General features: G+C 45.9%; 20 protein-coding genes and 2 tRNA genes. 6 read left to right on the forward strand and 16 right to left on the reverse strand.

The annotated features are described in order from the left end of the window. Positions 1-35: 35 nt before the first annotated feature. The 3 genes from BLS03_RS22475 to orn all read right to left on the reverse strand — a co-directional run bounded on the left by BLS03_RS22475 (position 36) and on the right by orn (position 1060). Positions 36-112 (reverse strand) — tRNA-Met (locus BLS03_RS22475). Positions 113-274: 162 nt separating this feature from the next. Then, positions 275-350, reverse strand: a tRNA-Gly gene (locus BLS03_RS22480). Positions 351-514: 164 nt separating this feature from the next. Next, complete coding sequence (gene orn / locus BLS03_RS22485) at positions 515-1060, reverse strand: oligoribonuclease (protein ID WP_093279120.1); 546 nt, start codon at positions 1058-1060, stop codon at positions 515-517. A gap of 130 nt (positions 1061-1190) precedes the next feature. Between orn and rsgA the strand changes: the two genes are divergently transcribed. The 5 genes from rsgA to BLS03_RS22510 all read left to right on the forward strand — a co-directional run bounded on the left by rsgA (position 1191) and on the right by BLS03_RS22510 (position 7383). Then, the gene (gene rsgA, locus BLS03_RS22490) at positions 1191-2246 is read left to right on the forward strand and encodes a small ribosomal subunit biogenesis GTPase RsgA (RefSeq protein ID WP_093279121.1); all 1056 of its coding nucleotides are present in this window, start codon (positions 1191-1193) and stop codon (positions 2244-2246) included. 106 nt (positions 2247-2352) lie between these two features. After that, positions 2353-3210 (forward strand): archaetidylserine decarboxylase, encoded by an 858-nt coding sequence (gene asd, locus BLS03_RS22495; protein WP_093279122.1) that lies wholly within the window; start codon positions 2353-2355, stop codon positions 3208-3210. Positions 3211-3352: 142 nt separating this feature from the next. After that, the gene (locus tag BLS03_RS22500; protein ID WP_093279123.1) at positions 3353-4240 is read left to right on the forward strand and encodes a DMT family transporter; all 888 of its coding nucleotides are present in this window, start codon (positions 3353-3355) and stop codon (positions 4238-4240) included. A 295-nt stretch (positions 4241-4535) separates the two neighbouring features. After that, complete coding sequence (gene gpmM, locus BLS03_RS22505) at positions 4536-6068, forward strand: 2,3-bisphosphoglycerate-independent phosphoglycerate mutase (RefSeq protein ID WP_093279124.1); 1533 nt, start codon at positions 4536-4538, stop codon at positions 6066-6068. Positions 6069-6240: 172 nt separating this feature from the next. Beyond that, complete coding sequence (locus BLS03_RS22510; protein ID WP_093279125.1) at positions 6241-7383, forward strand: murein hydrolase activator EnvC family protein; 1143 nt, start codon at positions 6241-6243, stop codon at positions 7381-7383. Between the two features lie 85 nt (positions 7384-7468). Here the strand turns inward: BLS03_RS22510 and BLS03_RS22515 are convergent, their stop codons facing one another. The 3 genes from BLS03_RS22515 to nudC form a co-directional block, all read right to left on the reverse strand. Then, positions 7469-8104, reverse strand: coding sequence for a TetR/AcrR family transcriptional regulator (locus BLS03_RS22515; RefSeq protein WP_093279126.1), 636 nt, complete (start codon positions 8102-8104; stop codon positions 7469-7471). A gap of 104 nt (positions 8105-8208) precedes the next feature. Beyond that, positions 8209-9276, reverse strand: coding sequence for a uroporphyrinogen decarboxylase (gene hemE, locus BLS03_RS22520; protein WP_093279127.1), 1068 nt, complete (start codon positions 9274-9276; stop codon positions 8209-8211). A 255-nt stretch (positions 9277-9531) separates the two neighbouring features. Beyond that, on the reverse strand, positions 9532-10314 hold the full coding sequence (gene nudC, locus BLS03_RS22525) for an NAD(+) diphosphatase (protein WP_093279128.1): 783 nt from the start codon (positions 10312-10314) through the stop codon (positions 9532-9534). Positions 10315-10492: 178 nt separating this feature from the next. Between nudC and rsd the strand changes: the two genes are divergently transcribed. After that, positions 10493-10987, forward strand: coding sequence for a sigma D regulator (gene rsd / locus BLS03_RS22530; RefSeq protein WP_093279129.1), 495 nt, complete (start codon positions 10493-10495; stop codon positions 10985-10987). 109 nt (positions 10988-11096) lie between these two features. On the opposite strand, the gene rpoC is transcribed toward rsd, so the two are convergent. The 10 genes from rpoC to fusA form a co-directional block, all read right to left on the reverse strand. Further along, the gene (rpoC, locus tag BLS03_RS22535; RefSeq protein ID WP_093279130.1) at positions 11097-15299 is read right to left on the reverse strand and encodes a DNA-directed RNA polymerase subunit beta'; all 4203 of its coding nucleotides are present in this window, start codon (positions 15297-15299) and stop codon (positions 11097-11099) included. Between the two features lie 91 nt (positions 15300-15390). After that, positions 15391-19419: a DNA-directed RNA polymerase subunit beta gene (gene rpoB, locus BLS03_RS22540; RefSeq protein ID WP_093279131.1), complete on the reverse strand. Its 4029-nt coding sequence runs from the start codon at positions 19417-19419 to the stop codon at positions 15391-15393. A 231-nt stretch (positions 19420-19650) separates the two neighbouring features. Beyond that, on the reverse strand, positions 19651-20019 hold the full coding sequence (gene rplL, locus BLS03_RS22545; RefSeq protein ID WP_093279132.1) for a 50S ribosomal protein L7/L12: 369 nt from the start codon (positions 20017-20019) through the stop codon (positions 19651-19653). 60 nt (positions 20020-20079) lie between these two features. Then, positions 20080-20574: a 50S ribosomal protein L10 gene (gene rplJ / locus BLS03_RS22550; protein WP_093279133.1), complete on the reverse strand. Its 495-nt coding sequence runs from the start codon at positions 20572-20574 to the stop codon at positions 20080-20082. 296 nt (positions 20575-20870) lie between these two features. Next, complete coding sequence (gene rplA / locus BLS03_RS22555) at positions 20871-21572, reverse strand: 50S ribosomal protein L1 (protein ID WP_093279134.1); 702 nt, start codon at positions 21570-21572, stop codon at positions 20871-20873. A gap of 4 nt (positions 21573-21576) precedes the next feature. Beyond that, complete coding sequence (rplK, locus tag BLS03_RS22560; protein WP_093279135.1) at positions 21577-22005, reverse strand: 50S ribosomal protein L11; 429 nt, start codon at positions 22003-22005, stop codon at positions 21577-21579. A 146-nt stretch (positions 22006-22151) separates the two neighbouring features. Continuing rightward, on the reverse strand, positions 22152-22700 hold the full coding sequence (gene nusG, locus BLS03_RS22565) for a transcription termination/antitermination protein NusG (RefSeq protein WP_093279136.1): 549 nt from the start codon (positions 22698-22700) through the stop codon (positions 22152-22154). Positions 22701-22713: 13 nt separating this feature from the next. After that, positions 22714-23127, reverse strand: coding sequence for a preprotein translocase subunit SecE (gene secE, locus BLS03_RS22570; protein ID WP_093279137.1), 414 nt, complete (start codon positions 23125-23127; stop codon positions 22714-22716). A gap of 234 nt (positions 23128-23361) precedes the next feature. Next, positions 23362-24546, reverse strand: a complete 1185-nt coding sequence (gene tuf / locus BLS03_RS22575; protein WP_093279138.1) for an elongation factor Tu — start codon at positions 24544-24546, stop codon at positions 23362-23364. Between the two features lie 154 nt (positions 24547-24700). Then, positions 24701-26800 carry an elongation factor G gene (fusA, locus tag BLS03_RS22580; RefSeq protein ID WP_093279139.1) on the reverse strand — a complete coding sequence of 700 codons (2100 nt, stop codon included), beginning with the start codon at positions 26798-26800 and terminating at the stop codon, positions 24701-24703. Between the last annotated feature and the right edge of the window lie 15 nt (positions 26801-26815).

Genomic DNA, 26815 nt, shown 5'->3' on the forward strand with positions numbered 1-26815 from the left:
CATATTATCAGAAGCTAAGTTCTAATAATTAAATTTGGTTGCGGGGGCCGGATTTGAACCGACGACCTTCGGGTTATGAGCCCGACGAGCTACCAAGCTGCTCCACCCCGCGTCCGTATCACCATTTAAAGCATGATGAGAGCTTTACTTCCAAAAGGAAGAAATTTGGAGCGACACACGAGGTTCCCGTTCTCTTCGTAAAGAGGCGTGACCTCAACCTTGATAAGGTTGCACTCTAATGAGTGGTGACGCTGTACCTTCGCATGAAGGAAATTGGAGCGACACACGAGGTTCGAACTCGTGACCTCAACCTTGGCAAGGTTGCGCTCTACCAACTGAGCTAGTGTCGCATTCACAACGTTTCCGTCGTTTAGGGCTGCGAATTATAAGAGCATTTTTTTGTGATGCAAGTCCTTCTAGCAAAAAAATCTGCTTTTTTTTTCGATTGATGAAAAAGCACACAAATTATCGAGTTTCAGCTGCTTTTTTGCTCAACATCGTCAGCCCTGAGTGATTAAATGGTAAAAATTGTCTGGCGATAATATTTGAGTTCGGCAATCGATTCGCGAATGTCATCGAGAGCCAAATGACTGCCTTGCTTAGAAAAACCGTCTAAAACCTCTGGTTTCCAACGACGAGTCAATTCCTTCAAAGTACTGACATCGATATAGCGATAGTGGAAATAGCTTTCTAGTTGCGGCATGTGTTTGTACAGAAAACGGCGATCTTGCCCAATGCTATTACCACAAATCGGAGATACTCCTTGCGGCACCCATTGCTGCAAAAATTCGATGGTTTGCGACACCGCTTGCTGCTCATTAATCTCACTTGCCTTAACACGTTCAACCAACCCACTGTTGGTGTGGGTTGTGGTGCACCAATCATCCATTTTCTGCAATTCTTGTTCATTCTGATGAATCGCTAACACTGGCCCTTCCGCAAGAATATTCAACTGCGCGTCGGTCACTATCGTGGCAATTTCGATAATCTTATGGGTTTCCGGGTCTAGCCCTGTCATTTCTAAATCGATCCAGATTAAGTTTTGATCGCTAAAGGACATAAATCATTGCCTATTTGTTTACTCACAAAAAAGGTACTATACCCAAATTCAAATACCCAAGATAGGTTTGCCCTTCAGCCATAAGAACAACTTTTAGGCAGAGCAAAACCAAAACAGTAAGTAGAGTGTTGTGGCAAAAAAGAAAAAGTTAACCAAGAGTCAAGTTAGACGCGTACGTAATAACCAGCATCGCAAACTGAAAGAAGCCAAGAATGTCCAGTGGGACGAAACGATGCTTGGCCCACAAAAAAACGGTTTGGTGATCACAAGATTTGGTCAGCACGCGGATATCGAAGACCCAGAGACTCAAGAGATCCACCGCTGTAATTTACGTCGTGGTATCGAGAGTTTGGTTTCTGGCGATCAAGTGCTTTGGCGCGCTGGCTCCGAAGTCATGGATGGCATCTCCGGCGTCGTAGAAGCCGTGGAACCGCGCCGCTCAGTACTTACTCGCCCAGATTATTACGATGGCCTTAAACCGGTTGCGGCGAACGTTGACCAAATGATCATCGTCTCTTCGGTACTACCAGAATTGTCACTCAACATCATCGATCGTTATCTGATTGCATCAGAAACACTCCAGATTGCACCGCTAATCGTACTCAACAAAGTGGATCTACTCGAAGAATCTCAGCGCGAGCAATATCAGCAATCGCTCAGTGAATACCAACGAATTGGCTATAAAGTTTTACTTGTGAGCAAGCAATCTGGCGAAGGTATCGATGCCCTAGAGCAGGAACTGCGTAATCGAGTCAATATCTTTGTCGGGCAATCCGGGGTTGGCAAATCGAGCTTAGTGAATGCATTAATGCCCGGCTTGGATGTCGAAGAAGGTGACGTTTCCGAGAACTCTGGCTTAGGCCAACACACCACAACCGCCGCACGCCTCTATCACATTCCATCAGGTGGCGATCTGATTGATTCTCCTGGAGTGCGTGAATTTGGCTTATGGCACCTAGAAGCCGAAGAAATCACCAAAGCTTTTGTCGAATTCAGATCTTTCTTAGGTGGTTGTAAATTTAGAGATTGCAAACACTTAGATGATCCAGGCTGTATCTTGCGTGAAGCGGTTGAAAATGGCGAGATAAGCCAAATCCGTTTTGACAATTACCACCGGATTCTGGAAAGCATGGGCGAGAACAAAGCCAACCGACAATACTCTCGTAGCAAGAAAGCAGACTTGTAACCAAGTTGGCGATTTAAACACGCGAATGCTGACTTTTATTTACGATTTGATTAGTATCGCTCGCCCCAAACTTTAAGAACTCTGATTTAAATTGGAAAGCCATCCTATGGATAAATTAAAAGTTAGACTGCAATACTGGATTCCACAGCACGGTTTAACCCGTTTGATGGGTAAACTGGCGTCTGCCAAAGCGGGCAGTCTGACCACCGCTGTCATTCGTTGGTTTATTAAGCAATACAAAGTCAATATGGCCGAAGCTCTGCACAGCGACCCAACTCACTACAAAAGCTTCAATGAGTTTTTTGTTCGAGAACTGCAGCCGGGCGCGCGTCCAATTACAGAAGGCCAAGAGATCATTACGCATCCTGCCGACGCTTGCGTAAGCCAATTTGGTGCGATTGATAATGGTCAACTGATTCAAGCTAAAGGTCATTTATATTCTGCCCTAGAGCTGCTTGGTGGAGATGAAAAACTAGCGCAAGAATTTACCGACGGGGCTTTTGCGACTTTGTACTTGTCGCCACGCGATTACCACCGTGTCCATATGCCTTGCGACGGTACGCTACGCCAGATGATCTATGTACCGGGCGATCTATTTTCAGTAAACCCGTTAACTGCAGAAAATGTACCGAATCTATTTGCTCGTAATGAGCGTGTAGTGTGTATCTTTGACACCGAGTTTGGGCCAATGGCACAAGTTCTGGTTGGTGCGACTATCGTAGGTAGCATCGAATTAGTTTGGGCTGGAACGGTAACACCACCACGCGGCAATACGGTTTATCGTTGGGATTACCCAGCGCAAGGTGATACTTCAGTAGTGCTGAAAAAAGGTCAAGAAATGGGCCGCTTTAAACTGGGCTCAACTGTGATTAATCTGTTTGCTAAAGACAGCGTACGTTTTGATGAAAGCATGCTGCACAACGTCCCAACAATAATGGGGACACCTTACGCTCACAAACCGTAACCATCACTTTGTTTTTGCTCAAAAGCCTCAGCCAATGCTGAGGCTTTTTTATTTCTGATTCGTCAGCGCTTAGCAGTTTGTTTTGCACCAAAACTCGGGCATATTACTTGCCAAATTTCACTCGTTTATTTTGAGACTCATTATGGGTTACGAATGGCTGGCACTCGGCGCCGCTTTTTTATGGGCGGTCGCCAGTATTATGTCGGTAAAACCAGCTCAGCATTTAGGTACATTTGCCTATAGCCGTTGGCGTATGGGTTGCACTTCGATCATTTTATCAATGATGGCGTTAATAACCGGCGGCTGGTACAGCGTGGAATGGAGCTCAATTTCCGCCATGGCACTATCCGGTTTGGTCGGTATTTTTATTGGTGATACTGCGCTTTTTGCTTGCTTAAATCGCATGGGACCTCGCCAAGCGGGCTTACTTTTCTCCTGCCACGCGGTGTTTTCTGCAGTTTTAGGCTACTTCCTATTTAGCGAAACCATGACCGGGCTCGAGCTCATCGGCGCCAGTTTGGTATTTTCAGGCGTACTGACTGCGATCTTTTTTGGTCGTCGTAAACAAGCGACCGCCAGCCTCGATGATATCAAAGGCAATGTGTGGGTAGGTATTGGCCTTGGCATTGTCGCAGCTCTGTGCCAAGCGTTCGGCGGCATTATTGCCAAACCGGTGATGGAAACCGCCATCGACCCTGTTGCCGCTTCTGCCATTCGCATGATTGCAGCGTTTGCGGCTCATTCTGCGCTGTGGCTGACTGGAGCCAAACTCGCCAAAGCTCGCAACGCAATCAACAGCAATGTATTTATCATCACTGCGGTCAACGCATTTCTTGCAATGGCGGTGGGCATGACTCTCATTCTTTACGCGCTGCGTGAAGGAAATGTCGGAATGGTCGCCTTACTCTCTTCAACCACACCGATTATGTTGCTACCGATGTTATGGATATACACCAAGCAACGTCCAAACCGATTTGCTTGGATTGGCGCTGTGGTCGCGGTGCTGGGAACAGGAATACTTGTGCAATAAACGCGGTGAATTGAAGCAATATCTGGAATCTGTCTAATAACTGCTTCCTATGAACATGATAGTCATTTTCATCTTTTAATTTTGCTTCACTTCGCTGAAAATAGAAGTAATAGAAATGCACTGTGGTCGACTCGTTACTACATTTAGCGATCGGAATTGAAAGATAGCTACGTTCTATCCCTAACAATATTTGATCTTAACCTACAGTTTTGGTTAAAAAGTGTAGTAAAGTTACGCTAGTTTTGTATTGAGGTCATCAGACCCACAGTTACTAATATTTGACGAGGTCATAACTATGTCTGCTAAGAAGCCAATCGCTTTAGTTATTCTTGACGGCTACGGTCACCGAGAAGATTCTGCGAGTAACGCCATTGCGAACGCAAAAACTCCAGTCATGGATCAACTGTTAGCCAACAACCCTAACACGCTCATCTCTGCTTCTGGTTTGGACGTTGGTCTACCTGATGGTCAGATGGGTAACTCTGAAGTTGGCCACACTAACATCGGTGCGGGTCGCGTTGTTTACCAAGATCTTACTCGTATTACTAAATCGATCGCCGATGGTGAATTTGCCACCACTCCAGCGCTAGTCGAAGCTATCGATAAAGCGGTTGCTGAAGGCAAAGCGGTTCATATCATGGGCTTGATGTCTCCAGGTGGCGTACACTCACACGAAGATCATATCTACGCTGCAGTTGAAATGGCTGCTGACCGTGGTGCTGAGAAAATTTACCTGCACTGCTTCCTAGATGGCCGTGACACACCACCACGTAGTGCAGAAAATTCACTAAAACGTTTTGATGAACTGTTCGCTAAATTAGGTAAAGGCCGTGTCGCATCATTGGTTGGCCGTTACTACGCCATGGACCGCGACAATAACTGGGATCGCGTTCAAGTCGCTTACGACCTACTGACTCAAGCCAAAGGTTCATTCACCACTGATTCAGCGGTTGCAGGCCTTGAAGCAGCATACGCTCGAGAAGAAAATGACGAATTCGTCAAAGCGACTGTCATTCAAGCCGCCGGCCAAGAAAGTGCAGCGATGCAAGATGGCGATGCAGTTATCTTCATGAACTACCGCGCTGACCGCGCACGTCAAATCACGCGTACATTCGTGACAGACTTTGCTGGTTTTGAACGTGAATCGTTCCCAGCAGTGAACTTTGTTATGCTGACTCAATACGCAGCAGACATCCCTCTTGCTACTGCTTTCCCACCAGCGTCACTTGAAAACACTTACGGTGAATGGCTATCGAAGAAAGGTCAAACGCAGCTACGTATTTCAGAAACAGAGAAATACGCACACGTGACTTTCTTCTTCAATGGTGGTGTGGAAAACGAATTTGACGGTGAAGAGCGTCAATTGGTTGCTTCGCCAAAAGTTGCGACTTACGACCTTCAGCCTGAAATGAGCTCAACTGAGCTTACTGACAAGCTGGTTGCTGCGATCAAATCGGGCAAATACGACACCATTATCTGTAACTATCCGAACGCTGATATGGTTGGTCACACTGGTGTTTACGAAGCGGCTGAAAAAGCAATCGAAGCACTTGATACTTGTGTTGGTCGCGTAGTAGAAGCGATCAAAGAAGTGGATGGCCAACTTCTTATCACGGCTGACCACGGTAACGCAGAAATGATGGTCGACCCAGAAACTGGCGGCACTCACACAGCTCACACCAACCTACCAGTGCCACTTGTGTATGTCGGTAGCAAAGATGTTGAGTTTGTTGCTGGCGGTAAACTGTCTGATCTAGCTCCAACGATGCTGTCGCTGTCTGGTCTGGATATTCCAGCAGAAATGACTGGTCAAATCTTGGTGAAATAAGCCAAACCTCTAACCTTAAGAGCCCAGCCATCGCTGGGCTTTTTATTTGCCAAACCGTAACCGCTTTTAGTTTTCCTAACCAACATCACGGCAGAGTTTTTACATTCCCCTTTCTTCTTGCAAAAATCTTTGGGTATACTGACCTACCGAAAATATTCAGGAAAAGTAAGGAATGACAACCACTTTCGCAACTCGAGCAGGTTCGAAACTTATCTCAACGTTACTGCTTTCGACTACATGCTTGACGTCATTCTTTACCACGTCTTCTTTTGCTGTCTCCCAAGCCGAACTGAAAGGCGTTTCGGGAGAAATCAATCGTCAGCAACAATCCCTGAGCCAACAAAAAAAGCAACTCGATAGTCTTCAACAACAGTTGAAAGACCAAGAGCTCGGAATCAGCAGTATTGAAAAAGAAATTCGTCAAACCAAAAACGAATTGGCGAAAACCGAAAGCAGCATCAAACAGCTTGAAGCAAAAGTCTCAAAGCTCGAGAAACAACGTGCAGAGCAAAGCAAGCAACTCGAAGAGCTCCTCAAAACTTACTACATCACCCAGCGCTCAAAAGCCTCATCCAATCTGCTCAATAACGATGCAGAAGCCGATCGTATCAGCCAATATTTTCAATATTTGGCCAAGAAACGTAGTGAAGTCATTCAAGAACTAGAGAGCACGGTTCGCGAACTCGATAGTAGCCGACGTCAGCTCGACTTACAAAAACAGCAAACCACGCAACTGCTAGACAAACAAACGCAAAAACGTGATCAACTCGCCAAGAGTCAATCGCAGCGACAAGGCACTATTAGCAAAATTCAGAAAAGCATTTCCGGTGATCAAGTGTATCTTGCTGAATTACGTCGCAATGAAACGCGTTTGAAAGCGGAGATTGCCAAAGCTGCAAAACGTAACAATGTGCCGATGGACGGCTTAGCAAGACAAAAAGGCAAACTGCCTTGGCCGGTTAAAGGACGTATTTTACACAGCTATGGCTCTGCTCAAACGGGTAGCCTGCATTGGAAAGGATTGGTCATTGACGCCAATTATGGTCAAGCGGTTAAAGCGGTATACTCTGGCAAAGTGGTTTTTGCTGATTATCTTCGTGGCTATGGCCTAGTGGTGCTGCTTGATCACGGCAAAGGCGATATGACCCTGTACGGCTTTAATCAAAGCTTAATGAAGAAGGAAGGGGATAAGGTCAAAGCTGGGGAAACCATCGCTCTCGCGGGCAATACTGGCGGTCAAAACCAAGCTTCACTCTATTTTGAAGTACGTAGAAATAGCGTTACTCAGAACCCCTCTTCATGGTTGACGCGTTAAACGCTCAATTAACAAAGCCCTGACCAGAAATAAAAAACCAACCTGATTGACTCTATATTCAGGTTGGTTTGAATCACTATCAGGGTTAAGCGTGCATCGCTTTAACACCATCTTCCAACAACTCTAATTGCTCAAGACCTTGCTCTGTCGCTTTAGGTTTAAGTATCGAAATCATCTGCAACATACCTTGGTGAATCACTTGCTCGGTAATGTTGGTGCGCAGCGTCATCGCCGATTGGTAACCTAGCCAGCTTGACGCCATCATATGTAAAGTCGTCACCAGATTAGGCATATCGTGCTCATTAAGATCGAGTAAATCGAGCTGAATAAAGGCGCGCATAATGTTGTTTAGGTTGCCTTGCAACTTCTCTTGAACTTGAATGTACTGATGGTGAAGCTCATCGTCTCGCTGCAGAATTTCTGGCAAGTTGGCGTAGAAGAAACGATATTTCCACATCAAGGTAAAAATCGAGTCCAGATAGTGTTTGAGCAGCACTAAGCTTTCTCTTTGTTCCTGAATCGGCGTAAAGCGCTCTAACAATTCACCAGAGTACAGCGCAAAGATTTCCCGCACGATCTCTTGCTTGTTGCGAAAGTGGTAATACAAATTGCCTGGGCTGATATCGATATGGGCAGCAATGTGGTTAGTAGTGATATTGCGTTCACCCTTTTCATTAAAAAGTTCCAAGGCTGCGTGAACGATTTTATCGCGCGTCTTCATTGTTAAGCCATGCCTATTAATTAGATAACAAAAGTATAACTAGGGATCCATCGAATAACAAAAGGCGCTTAACTGAGTAAGCGCCCACTTTGCTAATTGATGTCTTATTTGTGATATGGCTTTGAGAGTTGGTGTACCGCCTCAACAAACACACCAGCGTTTTCTGGTGGTACATCAAGGTGAATGCCATGACCAAGGTTAAACACGTGACCAGTACCTGCATCGCCGAAACCAGCCAAAATACTTTCGACTTCTTCACGAATGCGCTCAGGAGAGGCATAAAGCATGGATGGGTCCATGTTCCCCTGTAGAGCCACTTTATCGCCGACACGCGCTTTAGCGTCGGCAATGTTGATGGTCCAGTCGAGCCCTACGGCATCACATCCGGTTGCAGCAATTTGCTCAAGCCACATACCGCCATTTTTAGTAAATAGCGTTACTGGCACACGGCGACCTTCATTTTCACGAATCAAACCGTCGACAATTTTATGCATATATTGCAATGAAAATAGGTTGTAATCGCGTGGAGTCAATACACCACCCCAAGTATCAAACACCATCACAGATTGAGCACCCGCTTTAATTTGCGCATTAAGATACTCAATCACGCTGTCTGCCAATTTATCGAGCAAGGCATGCAATGTTTGTGGCTCGGCGTACATCATTTTTTTTATCTTAGTGAACGCTTTAGAGCTGCCACCTTCGACCATGTATGTCGCGAGCGTCCAAGGGCTGCCCGAGAAACCGATCAGTGGCACTTCACCTTGCAAATCTTTGCGGATTTGACGCACGGCGTTCATTACATATTGCAGCTCGCCTTCAGGATCCGGTAGGCCAATTTTATCGACGTCCGCTTTACACGTAATAGGGCGCTCAAACTTCGGTCCTTCGCCCGCTTCAAAATGCAGACCTAAGCCCATCGCATCGGGAATGGTGAGAATGTCTGAAAACAGGATCGCGGCATCAAGTGGAAAGCGACGTAATGGCTGCAAAGTCACCTCAGACGCTAACTCGGCATTACGACATAGGGACATGAAATCCCCAGCCTGAGAACGTGTTTCGCGATATTCAGGAAGGTAGCGACCTGCTTGGCGCATCATCCACACCGGTGTGTAATCAACCGGCTGCTTTAGCAGCGCGCGAAGGTAACGATCGTTTTTTAATTCAGTCATTCAAACTCTCAACTTTTTACTTCTTTACTGGGCACTATTCTAGCATGTGTTTGCTCGCAAAAATCGAGGGCTTTGCAAGCTGGATCATGTTATTAACTTTTAAATCAATGGCGTATTTGCAACCAGGCGTCAACGGTGTTAAAAATTTGATCGCTAGCGAAAATTACAACTACAAAAACTGAATCCAAGAGACTCAGTATCTCATAACGACATCTTACTTACCCCCTCCCTCTCGGAGGGTTTTTTTTGCCTATATTATGCGTTCTTTATCTGCTCAACAGTATGTTCGATCAACTCACGCGCGATGGTTCCTTTCGGTGCGACTTCAGGCATTTCATCCACCCCATACCAGCGCGCATCACTTAGTTCACTGTAGTCAGGCTTAATCGTACCACCATCATAGTCGGCTAAAAAACCCATCATCAAGCTCGACGGAAACGCCCAAGGTTGGCTGCCAAAATAGCGAATATTGGTCACCGAGATACCGGTCTCTTCCATCACTTCACGCGCGACACATTGCTCTAATGTCTCGCCAACTTCAACAAACCCAGCAATCACAGTATACATGCCTGTCTTGTGACGCGGATGCTGGGCAAGAAGGATTTGCTTATCTTTCCTCACCGCAACAATGACACACGGGAAAATTCGTGGGTAATGCAAGGTGCGGCAGTCATTACACTGCATCGCAAGTTGATTGTGATTCAAATGATTACGACCGCCGCATTGCGGACAAAATCTTTGGCTCTGCACCATATGGCCAAATTGAATCGCTCGGCTAATCAAAAGAAAGTCTTGCTCAGAGAAATGTAAGCAATCACGCAGAGACGTCATTTGCGGCAATTCGGCAAGATGCGCTTCATCAATCCACATCACAGGGGCGCCGTTATGCTCACAAATTTGTACGGCGTGCTCTAACGGCAGTTTAAAGTATTCTGAACTACCATACGGTATAACACCATTCTCTAGCCAAACTTGGCTTCCTGACACAACAAACCAGTAAATTAGTGTCTGATGGTTAAGGTGTTTGTTGTTTAACATTCCCGCTCCTCGTTGCTTGAAGTTCAACCATTTTACTGGCAATCTAATTTCATACCAGAGTTTGTAGTTAATGTTTTTTACGTCTATAAATTCTAGTAAGGACAAGAGTTTGTATCTCTAATTACGCTTTGATGACAAAGCTTTTCGGTCACCGGAGATGTGATCAGATCATGAGGGCATGATCATGCTAAATAAATTTAAAAGAACACAAGAACAATGGGGTGGCTCAAGCGAAGTCATCGACCACTGGCTAGATAAGCGACAAGCTCTGTTAGTGGAATACTGCAAACTGGCATCTTGCAAGCCATGCGCAAGTAAAGGGGCACTATCAAAACTACCAAAAGTCTCTGAAATCTCAGTCTTTTGCGAACACCTAGTCGATTACATATCTGAAGGACACTTCAAAATCTACAACATGGTCATGGACAAATGGCGAGCAACTGGCTTTGAAGCCACTGATGACATTAACCAGAGCTATGGCAAAATTGTCCTCACGACAGACCCGCTGCTGAACTTTACCGATAAATACGACAACGTCCCTAAAGACGATGATCTTGAAGAGTTCAACAGTGATTTATCTTTAATTGGCGAGATACTCGAAGTCCGATTCGAAGAAGAAGATGAATTGATTCAACAAATTGCAGATAGTTTAGCGATTCCACCAGGCGCGTAAATGCCGTTGATGAGATGAATTTCTGTCCGCACCTTTGACATTCAATTTTAAAAACGATAGACACAAAAAAGGCACCCTAAGGTGCCTTTTTTACATTTCAACGAAGTGCTTACTCTTCTGTAGAGAAGCCAGCGTTAAGTAGTGCTGCCAGGTTATCTGTCGCTTGTTCTGCAGATGGACCTTCTTGCTCTTTTGCACGCTGATTTTGACGCTCTTGGTGGTATGCGAAACCAGTACCAGCTGGAATCAAGCGACCCACAATTACGTTCTCTTTCAGACCACGCAAGTCATCACGTTTACCAGATACAGCGGCTTCAGTCAGTACGCGAGTCGTTTCTTGGAACGATGCTGCTGAGATGAAGGATTCTGTCGCTAGTGACGCTTTAGTGATACCTAGTAGTTCACGTTCAAAGCGAGCTGGCTCTTTACCTTCCGCTTCAAGTTCACGGTTGGCAATCTTAACTTGTGAGTATTCAACTTGCTCACCAGCCAAGAATTCAGAGTCACCTGCATGCGTGATGATACATTTACGTAGCATTTGACGAACGATAGTTTCGATGTGCTTATCGTTAATCTTAACGCCTTGTAAGCGGTATACTTCTTGAACTTCGTTTGCGATGTACTGAGTCACAGCGTGGATACCACGTAGACGCAGGATATCGTGTGGAGACTCTGGACCATCAGCGATAACATCGCCACGTTCCACTTTCTCACCTTCAAACACGTTCAATTGACGATGCTTAGGAATCATCTCTTCGTAAGTCTCGCCACCATCACGAGTGATGATTAGACGACGTTTACCTTTGGTCTCTTTACCAAAGCTCACAGCACCTGTGTGCTCAGCAAGGATCGCAGGCTCTTTAGGCTTACGAGCTTCAAACAAGTCAGCTACGCGAGGTAGACCACCAGTGATGTCTCGGTTACCGCCAGATTTCTGAGGAATACGAGCAAGGGTATCACCCACACCAACTTCCGCGCCATCCTCGATGTTCACAATCGCTTTACCAGGTAGGAAGTAATGGGCTGGCATATCAGTACCAGGGATCATTACGTCATTACCTTTCTCATCAACAAGTTTGATAGCTGGACGCATATCTTTACCTGCAGATGGGCGAGCTGCTGGATCAGTCACTTCGCTTGAAGATAGACCAGTCAGATCATCGGTTTGACGAGAAACAGTTACGCCATCAATCATGTCTACGAACTGGATACGACCAGCTACTTCAGTGATGATTGGCATGGTGTGTGCTTCCCAGTTCGCTACTGTTTCACCAGATTGAACTGCGTCGTTATCACCTTTGCTTAGCAACGAACCGTAAGGCAGTTTGTGTTTCTCTTTAGTACGACCGAACTCATCAATGATGGTCAGTTCAGAAGCACGAGAAGTAATCACAAGTTTGCCATCTTTGTTCACTACGAACTTGGCGTTGTGAAGCTTAACAGAACCATTGTTCTTCGCTTGAATGCTGTTTTCTGCTGCGGCTGTAGATGCTGCACCACCGATGTGGAACGTACGCATGGTTAGCTGTGTACCAGGTTCACCGATAGACTGAGCAGCGATAACCCCCACTGCTTCACCTTGGTTCACCAAGTGACCACGAGCTAGGTCACGACCGTAACACAGTGCACAACAACCAAAGTCAGAATCACAGGTTACTACTGAACGTACTTTGATTTGGTCGACAGAATTCTCTTCCATAATCTGACACCACTTCTCATCAATCAGAGTATTACGTGGAATCAGTACGTCATCAGTACCTGGTTTCAGAATGTCTTCAGCAACAACACGGCCAAGCGCTAGCTCAGTCAGGGCAACTTTAACGTCACCACCTTCAATGTGAGGCATCATGCTCACACCTTCTTGAGTACCACAGTCGTGCTCAGTAACAACAACGTCTTGAGCTACGTCTACTAGGCGACGAGTTAGATAACCCGAGTTCGCTGTCTTCAATGCTGTATCCGCAAGACCCTTACGTGCACCGTGGGTTGAGATAAAGTACTGAAGTACGTTTAGACCTTCTTTAAAGTTCGCAGTGATCGGTGTTTCGATGATTGAACCATCTGGACGCGCCATCAGACCACGCATACCCGCTAGCTGACGAATCTGTGCAGCAGAACCACGAGCGCCCGAGTCAGCCATCATGTAGATGCTGTTAAACGACTCTTGTTGTTCTTCTTCACCGTCACGGTTAATCACGGTTTCAGATGATAGGTTTTCCATCATCGCTTTCGCTACGCGATCGTTGGTTGATGCCCAAATATCGATCACTTTGTTGTAGCGCTCACCCGCGGTAACCAGACCAGATTGGTACTGCTCTTGGATTTCACGAACTTCTTCTTCTGCTTCCGCGATTTCAGTGTATTTCGCCGCTGGTACAACCATATCGTCGATACCAACAGACACACCCGAAAGTGCCGCGTAAGCGAAACCGGTATACATGATTTGGTCAGCAAAGATAACAGTATCTTTCAGTCCAAGCTTACGGTACGCCTCGTTAAGCAGGTTAGAAATTTGTTTCTTACCTAGCTTTTGGTTAACGATGCTAAATGGCAGACCTTTCGGTACGATTTGCCACAACATTGCACGACCAACAGTGGTATCAACCATCTTGGTCTCAGTTGTGCTATTGCCATCTTCGTCAACAACGGTTTCAGTAATACGAACTTTCACACGTGCGTGCAGTTCAGCCGTCTTAGTGCGGTATGCCTTCTCAGCCTCTTCTGGGCCGGCCAGGTACATGCCTTCACCTTTAACGTTGATCTTTTCACGCGTCATGTAGTAAAGACCCAATACAACGTCCTGAGAAGGTACGATGATAGGATCACCTGACGCTGGCGACAGAATGTTGTTTGTCGACATCATCAGAGTACGAGCTTCTAGCTGTGCTTCTAGAGTTAGAGGCACGTGTACCGCCATTTGGTCACCATCGAAGTCCGCGTTATATGCCGCACACACTAGTGGGTGTAGCTGAATCGCTTTACCTTCGATTAGTACAGGTTCAAATGCCTGAATACCTAGACGGTGAAGTGTTGGTGCACGGTTAAGTAGCACTGGGTGTTCACGGATAACTTCATCCAGAATATCCCATACAACCGCTTCTTCGCGCTCAACCATTTTCTTAGCCGCTTTGATCGTAGTTGCAAGACCACGAGTTTCTAGCTTGCTGTAGATAAATGGTTTGAATAGCTCAAGTGCCATCTTCTTAGGAAGACCACACTGGTGTAGACGCAAGTATGGACCAACTGTGATTACAGAACGGCCAGAGTAGTCTACACGTTTACCAAGTAGGTTCTGACGGAAACGACCTTGTTTACCCTTGATCATATCAGCAAGAGATTTCAGAGGACGTTTGTTTGAACCTGTGATCGCACGACCACGACGACCGTTATCGAGAAGCGCATCAACAGACTCTTGCAGCATACGTTTTTCGTTACGTACGATGATGTCCGGAGCAGCTAGCTCTAGAAGGCGTTTCAAACGGTTGTTACGGTTGATCACACGACGGTATAGATCGTTCAAATCAGAAGTCGCAAAGCGACCGCCATCTAGTGGTACTAGAGGACGTAGATCTGGCGGAAGAACTGGAAGAACGGTTAGGATCATCCACTCTGGATTGTTGCCAGACGCGACAAACGCTTCAACTAACTTAAGACGCTTAGTGATCTTCTTACGCTTAGTTTCAGAGTTCGTTGACTCTAATTCTTCACGCATTTGCTCAGCTTCTGCCTGAAGATCCATCGCCGCTAGAAGATCTTTGATGGCTTCAGCACCCATCTTAGCAGTGAACTCGTCACCCCATTCTTCTAGACGATCTAGGTATTCTTCTTCAGTCAGCATCTGACCTTTTTCAAGATCAGTCATACCTGGCTCAGTCACAACGTACATTTCAAAGTAAAGTACGCGTTCGATATCACGCAGAGGGATATCCATCAACAAACCGATACGAGACGGTAGTGATTTTAGGAACCAGATGTGAGCAACAGGAGAAGCCAGCTCGATGTGGCCCATACGGTCACGACGAACTTTAGTTTGGGTTACTTCAACGCCACACTTCTCACAGATAACACCACGGTGTTTCAGGCGCTTGTATTTACCACAAAGACATTCGTAATCTTTTACTGGACCAAAAATACGCGCACAGAACAGACCATCGCGCTCAGGCTTGAACGTACGATAGTTGATCGTTTCAGGTTTTTTAACTTCACCGAAAGACCATGAACGAATCATGTCTGGTGAAGATAGACCGATTTTGATTGCATCAAATTCTTCGGTCTTATGCTGTGCTTTTAGAAAGTTTAATAAGTCTTTCACAATCAGCTCCTGTAAGGAGTTAAAAAGGAGCTCACCGCAACAGTGAGCACCTTTCTACCAGATAATCGACTTTCTCCGTAAGGGAAAGGGATTACTCTTCGTCTTCTAGCTCGATGTTGATACCTAGCGAGCGAATCTCTTTCAACAATACGTTGAACGATTCTGGCATACCAGGTTCCATCGAATGGTTTCCGTCGACGATGTTCTTATACATCTTCGTACGACCGTTAACGTCATCCGACTTAACGGTTAGCATTTCTTGTAGCGTGTAAGCAGCACCGTATGCTTCTAGTGCCCATACTTCCATCTCACCGAAACGCTGACCACCAAACTGAGCTTTACCACCAAGCGGTTGTTGAGTAACCAGGCTGTAAGAGCCGGTTGAACGCGCGTGCATCTTGTCATCAACCAAGTGGTTCAGTTTGAGCATGTACATGTAACCAACAGTAACTGGACGCTCGAATGCATCACCTGTACGGCCATCAAACAGTTTCAACTGACCAGATTCTGGTAAGTCTGCTAGTTTCAGCAGGTTCTTAATTTCTGGCTCAGTCGCACCGTCAAATACTGGCGTCGCAACAGGTAGACCACCACGTAGGTTAGAGATAAGCGTACGAACTTCATCGTCGGTTAGGCTTGCCACATCGATCTTCTGACGGGTATCACCTAGGTTGTACACTTCTTGCAAGAACTCACGGAACTTAGCCAGTTCTTGTTGCTCTTTAACCATTTGGTTGATCTTGTCACCGATACCTTTCGCTGCCAGACCTAAGTGAACTTCTAGGATCTGACCGATGTTCATACGCGAAGGTACACCCAGAGGGTTTAGTACGATATCAACTGGTTGGCCTTTCTCATCGTAAGGCATGTCTTCAACTGGGTTGATCTTAGAGATTACACCCTTGTTACCGTGACGACCCGCCATCTTATCACCAGGCTGAATGCGACGTTTAACCGCTAGGTAAACTTTCACAATCTTCAATACGCCAGGTGCAAGATCATCACCTTGAGTGATCTTACGACGCTTAGTTTCGAATTTCTTATCGAATTCAGCTTTCAGCTCGTCGTTTTGCTCTGCTAGTTGCTCTAGCTGAGTTTGTAGTGCGTCGTCTTCTAGAGTCAGCTCTAACCATTTCTTACGATCGATGCCGTCAAGCTTCGCTTCAGAGTAACCGCCTTCAAGCAATACAGACTTAACGCGAGCTAGCAGACCGCCTTCCAGAATCTGGAATTCTTCGGTCAAATCTTTTTTCGCTTCTTTAAGCTGCATTTGCTCGATTTCAAGCGCACGCTTGTCTTTTTCTACGCCATCGCGAGTAAAGACTTGAACGTCGATGATGGTACCTGAAACAGAGTTTGGTACACGTAGCGAAGTATCTTTAACGTCTGATGCTTTTTCACCGAAGATCGCACGTAGTAGCTTCTCTTCAGGGGTTAGCTGAGTTTCACCTTTCGGTGTTACTTTACCAACTAGGATGTCGCCACCCTTAACTTCTGCACCGATGTAAACGATACCTGACTCGTCAAGTTTAGACAGAGCCGATTCACCTACGTTTGGAATATCTGCTGTAATCTCTTCAGCGCCAAGTTTGGTATCACGAGCCACACAAGATAGTTCTTGAATGTGGATAGTCGTGAAGCGGTCTTCTTGAACGACGCGCTCAGATACTAAGATCGAGTCTTCGAAGTTGTAACCGTTCCAAGGCATGAATGCGATACGCATGTTTTGACCAAGAGCCAATTCACCAAGGTCAGTTGATGGGCCGTCAGCCAGTACATCACCACGTAGAACCGATTCACCAGGCATCACACAAGGACGTTGATTGATACAAGTGTTTTGGTTAGAACGTGTGTACTTGGTCAAGTTGTAGATATCGATACCCGCTTCGCCAGGAATCAGTTCTTCTTCGTTAACTTTAACAACGATACGAGAAGCATCTACAGACTGAATCACACCACCACGTTTAGCAACTGCGGTTACACCAGAGTCAACGGCGATGTTGCGTTCGATACCAGTACCTACCAACGGTTTCTCTGCTTTCAGAGTTGGAACCGCCTGACGTTGCATGTTCGCACCCATCAAGGCACGGTTCGCATCATCGTGTTCTAGGAACGGAATCAAAGACGCAGCAATCGACACCACCTGGTTGGTCGCAACGTCCATATAGTTGACGTGCTCACGTGGGTGCAGACCAGATTCACCTTTCTGACGAGCTGTGATCAACTCTTCAGCAAAAGTGCCGTCTTCATTCAATTTAGTGTTCGCCTGTGCGATAACAAATTGGCCTTCTTCGATAGCAGATAGGTAATCTACTTCGTCAGTAACCACGTCATCGACCACGCGACGGTATGGGGTTTCTAGGAAACCAAACTCATTACAACGTGCGAACGCTGATAGTGAGTTAATCAAACCGATGTTTGGACCTTCAGGCGTTTCGATAGGACATAGACGACCGTAGTGAGTTACGTGTACGTCACGTACTTCGAAGCCAGCACGTTCACGAGTTAGACCGCCAGGACCCAAAGCAGAAATACGACGCTTGTGCGTTACTTCCGAAAGCGGGTTGTTTTGGTCCATGAACTGTGAAAGCTGTGAAGAGCCAAAGAATTCTTTTACTGCTGCCGAGATAGGCTTAGCGTTGATCAAATCTTGAGGCATGATCGCATCAAGGTCGCCAAGGCTTAGACGCTCTTTAACCGCACGTTCAACACGTACTAGACCAACACGGAATTGGTTCTCAGCCATTTCACCAACGCTACGGATACGACGGTTGCCAAGGTGGTCGATATCGTCCACTTCGCCTTTACCGTTACGGATCGCGATAAGCTTTCTCATCACTTCGATGATGTCGGTTTCGTCTAGTGTGCCTTGCTCTTGAGCATCTTCACGGCCAATTGAACTGTTGAACTTCATACGACCAACAGTCGATAGATCGTAACGATCTTCAGAGAAGAACAAGCTTTCAAATAGCGCTTCAGCAGCTTCTTTCGTTGGTGGCTCGCCAGGGCGCATCATGCGGTAGATTTCAACTAACGCAGAGATACGATCGACAGTGCTATCGATACGTAGAGTGTCTGAAATGAACGGACCATGATCGAGGTCATTCGTGAACAGAACTTCAAGCGCTTTGTGACCAGCTTGAGAAAGATTAGCTAGGCCTTCAAGAGAGATCTCTTGGTTGGCAGCGATAATGATCTCACCAGTTGCTTCGTTGATGTAATCTTTAGAAGCGACTTTACCAACGATGTACTCAACCGGTACTTCGATGTGCTCGATATTGTCTTTTTCTAGTTGACGAATGTGGCGTGCAGTTACGCGACGACCTTGTTCAACATAGACATTACCGTTTGCCTCGATATCAAACGTTGCAGTTTCACCACGCAGACGCTCAGGTACCAACTCCATTAATAGAGTTTGGTCTTTCACTTGGAAGTTCACTTTCTCGAAGAAGATATCTAGGATCTCTTCGGTCGTTTTACCAAGTGCGCGCATGATGATAGAAGCTGGCAGCTTACGACGACGGTCAATACGTACGTATAAGTTATCTTTTGGATCGAATTCAAAATCTAACCATGAACCACGGTAAGGGATAATACGCGCGTTATACAGTACTTTACCTGATGAGTGGGTCTTACCCTTATCGCTGTCGAAGAATACGCCAGGGCTTCTGTGCAGCTGGGATACGATAACCCTCTCGGTACCATTGATTACGAAGGTACCATTGTCTGTCATGAGTGGAATTTCACCCATGTAGACTTCTTGTTCTTTAATGTCTTTTACAGTACCTGCTGGCGCGTCTTTATCAAAAATAACTAGGCGCAGTTTCACGCGTAGAGGTTTTGAATAAGTTACACCGCGAATTTGACATTCTTTGACGTCAAAAACTGGCTCACCAAGACGGTAGCTAACGTATTGCAGCTCAGAGTTGCCGTTATAGCTCTGAATTGGAAATACAGAACGGAAAGCAGCCTCAAGACCATATTGCCCTTCAGGATCCTGTTCGATGAACTTGTCGAACGAATCGAGCTGGATCGATAGCAGGTATGGAATGTCCAACACTTGTGGACGAGTACCAAAGTCCTTACGGATGCGCTTTTTCTCGGTATAAGAGTAAACCATGGGGTTCCTCAGCTCGCTGATAAGTGACCCAAACTGTCTCTATTTCTTGTAGACAGTGACTAACAACTGTTTTTCTGTAGTGACGCTTCATCATGTTGATAATGAAGACGTTTTTTGCTGGATAGAGACGATTAAACAGCGGGAAAATTCGCCTATACCCTACAGCGCAAAAAGGCCGGTGGTCAATAAACCACCAGCCATTAGCCGTTAGGCTAAGAGATTAAGTATAGATTACTTGATCTCAACAGATGCACCAGCTTCTTCTAGTTGAGCTTTAAGAGCTTCAGCTTCAGCTTTCTCTACGCCTTCTTTAAGAGGTGCAGGAGCGCCGTCAACTAGAGCTTTAGCTTCTTTAAGACCTAGGCCTGTTGCGCCACGTACTGCTTTGATAACAGCAACTTTGTTACCGCCAGCAGCAGTTAGGATTACGTCAAACTCAGTTTGCTCAGCAGCAGCTTCGCCGCCAGCAGCTCCGCCAGCTACAACAGCAGCAGCAGCAGAAACGCCGAATTTTTCTTCCATCGCTTCGATTAGTTCAACAACTTGCATTACAGACATTTCTGCAACTGCGTCTAGGATTTGCTCGTTAGTAATAGACATAACAATTCTCTTTTAAGTCAACAATAATTTTATTTTGCAACCAGTAAAAAGCAAGGCTTATTAAGCCGCAGTTGCTTCTTTTTGATCGCGGATAGCAGCGATAGTACGTACCAGCTTGCCAGCAGAAGCTTCTTTCATGCACATCATTAGGCGTGCGATTGCTTCGTCGTAAGTTGGTAGTGTCGCTAGTACGTCAGCATCAGTAACTGCGCCTTCAAATGCAGCAGCTTTAACCTCGAATTCTTTGTTCTCTTTAGCGAAGTCTTTGAAAAGACGCGCTGCAGCACCTGGGTGCTCGTTAGAGAACGCGATCAAAGTAGGACCAGTGAAAGTGTCAGTTAGACACTCGTAGTCAGTACCTTGAACCGCACGGCGTGCTAAAGTGTTACGCACAACTCGCATGTAAACACCCGCTTCGCGAGCTTGTTTACGTAGAGCTGTCATTGCGCTTACTTCAACGCCACGAGAGTCAGCTACAACTGCAGAAAGTGCACCACTGGCTGCTTCGTTGACTTCAGCAACAATTGCTTTTTTGTCTTGAAGATTTAAAGCCATCTTGGATTTACTCCTGGTTGTCGATACACCACTCACTATTATCACAACAGTGAGAGCTATTGAGGTGCGTCCCAGAAGAAAGGAAACCCATTCTTTAAAATAAAAAATGAAATCTTTCTGTCAGGTTCGGGCACCATCTACGTAGGACAATTAAGTTAATCAATACTGAATAACACCTACGGTCTTGGACGGAGACTGGGTCATCATAAGCAAACAAATTTGCTTATCAAAGTTCAGCCCCAACCACAAATATTAGGCGCAGAATTATACATCAATTCTGCGCCTACGCAAATAAATTAAGCTTGAGTGTTCAGAGAGTTCTGATCAACTGCAACGCCAGCACCCATAGTAGTAGAGATGCTAACTTTCTTCAGGAAAGTACCTTTCGCTGAAGATGGTTTTGCTTTCTTAATTGCGATTAGAAGAGCTTCAAGGTTCTCTTGCAGTTGGTTAGTTTCAAAAGAAACTTTACCAATTGTAGTGTGAACGATGCCGTTCTTGTCGTTACGGTAACGAACCTGACCAGCTTTAGCATTCTTAACTGCTTCAGCAACGTTAGGAGTTACAGTACCAACTTTAGGGTTTGGCATAAGACCGCGAGGACCTAGGATAGTACCTAGTTGTCCTACAACGCGCATTGCATCTGGAGAAGCAACAACTACGTCAAAGTCCATAACGCCTTTTTTCACTTGCTCAGCAAGATCTTCCATACCCACTAGGTCAGCGCCAGCTTCTTTCGCAGCTTCAGCGTTTGCACCTTGAGTGAATACAGCAACGCGAATTTCACGACCAGTACCGTGTGGTAGTACAGTTGCACCACGTACGTTTTGGTCAGATTTACGAGCGTCGATACCTAGGTTGATCGCAACGTCAACAGACTCAACGAATTTAGCAGTTGCTAGTTCTTTAAGAAGAGCGACAGCTTCGTTGATTTCGTATTCTTTAGTTGCTTCCACTTTTTCGCGGATAGTGCGCATGCGCTTAGTTAGTTTTGCCATGATCTTAACCCTCTACCACTAGGCCCATTGAACGAGCAGTACCTGCGATAGAACGTTTCATCGCTTCGATGTCAGCACCAGTCATATCGCCAGCTTTAGTTTCTGCGATTTCTTGGATTTGAGCGTCAGTCACAGTACCCACTTTTTCAGTGTTTGGACGACCTGAACCAGACTTAACGCCAGCCGCTTTCTTAAGAAGAACTGCAGCAGGAGGAGTCTTAGTGATGAAAGTGAAAGAACGGTCGCTGTATACAGTGATAACAACTGGAGTTGGTAGACCTTTCTCAAGAGATTCTGTTTTTGCGTTGAACGCTTTACAGAATTCCATGATGTTCACACCGTGTTGACCTAGAGCAGGACCAACTGGTGGACTTGGGTTTGCCATACCCGCTGCAACTTGCAGCTTGATATAAGCTTCAACTTTCTTAGCCATGATATATCCTAAATTTCGGGTTCAAACGCTTATTTAATTCAATAAGCTCCCCATCGTTACAAAAAAACTTTTACTTCAGTGGAAGTAAAAAGGCGCGAAATTATAGTCAGATTTCGCGCCTGATACAACCTTAAAAAGGTGTTTTTTTAATCAAGTTTTTCAACTTGACCAAATTCGAGCTCGACTGGTGTTGCACGACCAAAGATCGATACAGACACTTTCACGCGGCTCTTCTCGTAATCCACTTCTTCAACTGTACCGTTAAAGTCAGCAAATGGCCCTTCGTTAACACGAACCACTTCACCTGCCTCAAACATTGTTTTCGGACGTGGTGCTTCATTTGCTTTCTCAAGACGATTCAGAATTGCGTCAGCTTCCTTATCAGTGATAGGCGCTGGACGGTCAGAAGTACCACCAATGAAGCCCATGACACGCGGCACACTGCGTACTAGGTGCCATGATTCATCGTTCATGATCATCTGAACCAATACGTAGCCTGGGAAGAATTTACGTTCTGATTTGCGGCGTTGACCGGCACGCATTTCCACTACTTCTTCAGTAGGGACTAAAACTTCACCGAACAGCTCTTCCATATCGTGCATTTTGATGTGCTCACGTAAAGATTGAGCAACACGACCTTCGAATCCAGAAAAGGCTTGAACCACGTACCAGCGTTTTTTTGGAGCTTCACTCATGAATAAGAACCCTCTATACCCCAGTCACTAACGCGACTAAACGGACCATCAGTCCGTCAATGCCCCATAGCGCTAGAGCCATTACAATACTTACAGCTAAAACGATAAAAGTCGTTTGCGTTGTTTCTTGGCGAGTAGGCCAAACCACTTTACGAACTTCCATACGTGCTTCGCGAGCAAACGTGATCGCAGCTTTACCTTTAACAGTAGTAGCTAACACACCTAGCGCAGCTACAACCAGTACTACTGCACCAGCAGCACGGGCAACCACGTTTAGGTTATAATACGTAAAGTCTGAATTTGGACCACTTCCACCCAAAAGTGCGTTTCCCACAACAGCGGCAGCTAGCAGAACAAAAGCGACAATCCACTTAAATGTATCTGCGGCACTTGAGCTATCAGGAGTTTCAGCATGATTTGCTTTCATAAAACCAACCTGTCACAAGTCTTACTATAGACGACAACAACCCCGCTGTTGCAGGGCAAATCCATAAAACACCAAGTATAGAGACTTGATGCACGCTTTATTGGCTCAGAGTGTATTCTCAACCAAAAAAATTCCTACTTTGTCGCTTTCTTGTACAAGAAAACAACAACAATTATATGCAGTGCATAAAAAGGGCATCAAATGATGCCCTTTTTGGTGTTAGTTCGTCAAATATTATTCAACGATTTTAGCTACAACACCAGCGCCTACTGTACGGCCACCTTCGCGGATTGCGAAACGTAGACCTTCATCCATTGCGATTGGAGCGATTAGCTCTACAGTCATTTGGATGTTGTCGCCTGGCATTACCATTTCTACGCCTTCTGGTAGTGAGATATCACCAGTTACGTCAGTTGTACGGAAGTAGAACTGTGGACGGTAGCCTTTGAAGAATGGGGTGTGACGACCACCTTCATCTTTAGACAGTACGTATACTTCTGATTCGAATTTAGTGTGTGGTGTGATTGAACCTGGTTTCGCTAGTACTTGACCACGTTCTACTTCATCACGTTTAGTACCACGTAGTAGTGCACCAACGTTCTCACCCGCACGACCTTCGTCTAGAAGCTTACGGAACATCTCTACACCTGTACAAGTTGTAGTAGTTGTGTCGTGGATACCAACGATTGCTACTTCATCACCTACTGATAGGATACCGCGCTCGATACGGCCAGTTACTACTGTACCACGACCTTGGATTGAGAATACGTCTTCGATTGGCATTAGGAACGGCATGTCTACTGCACGCTCTGGCTCTGGGATGTAGTTGTCTAGCGCTTCTGCTAGTTCTACAATCTTAGCTTCCCATTGCTCTTCGCCGTTTAGAGCGCCTAGAGCTGAACCTTGGATAACTGGTAGGTCATCACCTGGGAAATCGTACTCAGATAGAAGTTCACGTACTTCCATTTCTACTAGTTCTAGTAGCTCTTCGTCATCTACCATGTCACATTTGTTCATGAATACGATGATGTAAGGGATACCAACCTGACGGCCTAGTAGGATGTGCTCACGAGTTTGTGGCATTGGACCATCTGTTGCTGCTACAACTAGGATACCACCGTCCATTTGCGCAGCACCGGTGATCATGTTTTTAACATAGTCAGCGTGTCCTGGGCAGTCTACGTGCGCGTAGTGACGAGTTGGAGTATCGTACTCAACGTGTGAAGTCGCGATTGTGATACCGCGTTCACGCTCTTCTGGAGCGTTATCGATTGATGCGAAGTCACGAGCAGCACCGCCGTAAACTTTAGCAAGAGTAGTACAGATAGCTGCAGTTAGAGTTGTTTTACCGTGGTCAACGTGGCCGATAGTACCAACGTTTACGTGCGGTTTCGTACGTTCAAATTTTTCTTTAGACACGATCGTGTTCCTTCCTAGTTATGATTCGCCGCAATCTTTATTGATCACGGCGCGCCAGAATTTGCTATTTTAAGCGCCAACGCATGTCAGCGCAATATTTGGGCGTATCGATCTCGAAAAAACCGTTAGAGTTTTTACAGAACGATACAAATGATCAATATCCGCGGTCAGCAATAACTTTTTCTGCAAAGTTTTTCGGTACTTCCGCATACTCAAAGAATTCCATTGAGTAAGAAGCACGACCTTGCGTTGCTGAACGAAGATCCGTTGCGTAACCGAACATCTCGGACAATGGAACTTGAGCACGGATAATTTTCAGGCCAGCAACGCCTTCATCCATCCCCTCGATGATGCCACGGCGACGGTTTAAGTCACCCACAACATCACCCATCCAATCTTCCGGAGTGGTTACTTCAACTTTCATCATTGGTTCAAGAAGAACAGGCTGAGCTTCTAGAGCCCCCTTCCTGAACGCCATCGAGCCGGCAATCTTAAACGCCATTTCGTTGGAGTCAACATCATGATAAGAACCGTCGAACAAGGTTGCTTTAATATCCAAAACAGGATAACCGGCAAGTACACCACTGTTCATTTGCTCTTCGATACCTTTCGATACCGAGCTGATGTATTCCTTAGGAACCACACCACCCACGATTTCATCGACAAAGACAAAGCCTTCGCCCGGTTCTGAAGGTTCAAGTTTGATCCAAACATGGCCATATTGACCACGTCCACCAGATTGGCGAACAAACTTACCTTCAACCTCAGCTTTACCACGAATGGTTTCGCGATAAGCCACTTGAGGTTTACCAACGTTGCAATCAACGCTGAACTCACGCTTCATACGGTCAACGATAATGTCTAGGTGAAGCTCACCCATGCCAGAAATCAAAGTCTGGCCTGTTTCGTCGTCCGTTTCCACGCGAAAAGATGGATCTTCCGCAGCAAGCTTGCCAAGCGCAATACCCATTTTCTCTTGATCTGCCTTAGAGCGAGGCTCTACTGCAATCTGAATAACCGGCTCTGGGAATTCCATGCGCTCTAGAATCACTTTATGATTCTGATCACACAGAGTGTCACCTGTGGTCACATCTTTTAGACCAACGGCCGCAGCGATATCACCAGCACGAATTTCTTTAATTTCTTCGCGCTTGTTTGAGTGCATCTGTACGATTCGACCAAAGCGCTCACGCTTTTGTTTCACTGAGTTGTAGACAGCATCGCCCGAGTTTACAACACCAGAATAAACACGCATAAAGGTTAAAGTACCGACAAACGGGTCAGTCGCAATTTTGAACGCCAATGCTGAGAATGGTTCAGTGTCGTCTGCATGACGTTCCACTTCTTTCTCATCTTCATCAACGCCCTTAATTGAAGGAACATCAACTGGTGATGGCAAGAATTCAACAACCGCATCGAGTACAGCTTGCACACCTTTGTTTTTGAATGCACTACCACAAGTGGCAAGAACGATTTCGTTATTCAGTGTACGAGCGCGAAGACCGGCTTTGATATCTTGCTCAGAAAGTTCCCCTTCTTCGAGGTACTTTTCCATCAACTCTTCATTGGCTTCTGCTGCTGACTCAACCATGTGGTTGTGCCATTCTTCAGCGAGTTCGAGCATATCAGCTGGAATTTCTTCATACGAGAAGGTCATGCCTTGATCGGCTTCATTCCAGTTAATAGCTTTCATCTTGATAAGGTCGATGACACCTTTGAACTCTTCTTCCGCACCAATGTTCAATTGGATAGGAACAGGAGTCGCACCAAGACGATTTTTAATTTGTTCAACAACGCGTAGGAAGTCTGCACCTGCACGGTCCATCTTGTTAACAAATACCATACGAGGTACATGGTATTTATCAGCTTGACGCCAAACGGTCTCAGACTGAGGTTCAACACCAGATGATCCACAGAATACGACCACAGCACCATCAAGCACACGAAGAGAACGCTCTACTTCGATCGTAAAGTCAACGTGTCCAGGGGTATCAATGATGTTGATGCGATGATCTTGGAATTGCGCTTCCATACCACGCCAGAAGGTAGTCGTTGCAGCTGAGGTGATAGTGATACCACGCTCCTGCTCTTGCTCCATCCAGTCCATGGTGGCAGCACCATCGTGAACTTCGCCGATTTTGTGAGAGAGGCCAGTGTAGAACAGAATACGCTCAGTTGTGGTTGTCTTACCTGCATCTACGTGCGCACAGATACCGATATTACGGTAGCGCTCAATAGGAGTTTTGCGAGCCACGATTGTATCCTCTTA

The sequence above is a fragment of the Vibrio xiamenensis genome (assembly GCF_900100015.1).
Taxonomy (GTDB): domain Bacteria; phylum Pseudomonadota; class Gammaproteobacteria; order Enterobacterales; family Vibrionaceae; genus Vibrio; species Vibrio xiamenensis.

Excerpts from the sequence above, each read along its gene's own strand:
- orn (WP_093279120.1), bottom strand. The coding sequence starts at position 1,060 with ATGTCCTTTAGCGATCAAAACTTAATCTGGATCGATTTAGAAATGACA.
- asd (WP_093279122.1), top strand. The coding sequence starts at position 2,353 with ATGGATAAATTAAAAGTTAGACTGCAATACTGGATTCCACAGCACGGT.
- BLS03_RS22500 (WP_093279123.1), top strand. The coding sequence starts at position 3,353 with ATGGGTTACGAATGGCTGGCACTCGGCGCCGCTTTTTTATGGGCGGTC.
- gpmM (WP_093279124.1), top strand. The coding sequence starts at position 4,536 with ATGTCTGCTAAGAAGCCAATCGCTTTAGTTATTCTTGACGGCTACGGT.
- BLS03_RS22510 (WP_093279125.1), top strand. The coding sequence starts at position 6,241 with ATGACAACCACTTTCGCAACTCGAGCAGGTTCGAAACTTATCTCAACG.
- BLS03_RS22515 (WP_093279126.1), bottom strand. The coding sequence starts at position 8,104 with ATGAAGACGCGCGATAAAATCGTTCACGCAGCCTTGGAACTTTTTAAT.
- hemE (WP_093279127.1), bottom strand. The coding sequence starts at position 9,276 with ATGACTGAATTAAAAAACGATCGTTACCTTCGCGCGCTGCTAAAGCAG.
- nudC (WP_093279128.1), bottom strand. The coding sequence starts at position 10,314 with ATGTTAAACAACAAACACCTTAACCATCAGACACTAATTTACTGGTTT.
- rsd (WP_093279129.1), top strand. The coding sequence starts at position 10,493 with ATGATCATGCTAAATAAATTTAAAAGAACACAAGAACAATGGGGTGGC.
- rpoB (WP_093279131.1), bottom strand. The coding sequence starts at position 19,419 with ATGGTTTACTCTTATACCGAGAAAAAGCGCATCCGTAAGGACTTTGGT.
- rplL (WP_093279132.1), bottom strand. The coding sequence starts at position 20,019 with ATGTCTATTACTAACGAGCAAATCCTAGACGCAGTTGCAGAAATGTCT.
- rplJ (WP_093279133.1), bottom strand. The coding sequence starts at position 20,574 with ATGGCTTTAAATCTTCAAGACAAAAAAGCAATTGTTGCTGAAGTCAAC.
- rplA (WP_093279134.1), bottom strand. The coding sequence starts at position 21,572 with ATGGCAAAACTAACTAAGCGCATGCGCACTATCCGCGAAAAAGTGGAA.
- rplK (WP_093279135.1), bottom strand. The coding sequence starts at position 22,005 with ATGGCTAAGAAAGTTGAAGCTTATATCAAGCTGCAAGTTGCAGCGGGT.
- nusG (WP_093279136.1), bottom strand. The coding sequence starts at position 22,700 with ATGAGTGAAGCTCCAAAAAAACGCTGGTACGTGGTTCAAGCCTTTTCT.
- secE (WP_093279137.1), bottom strand. The coding sequence starts at position 23,127 with ATGAAAGCAAATCATGCTGAAACTCCTGATAGCTCAAGTGCCGCAGAT.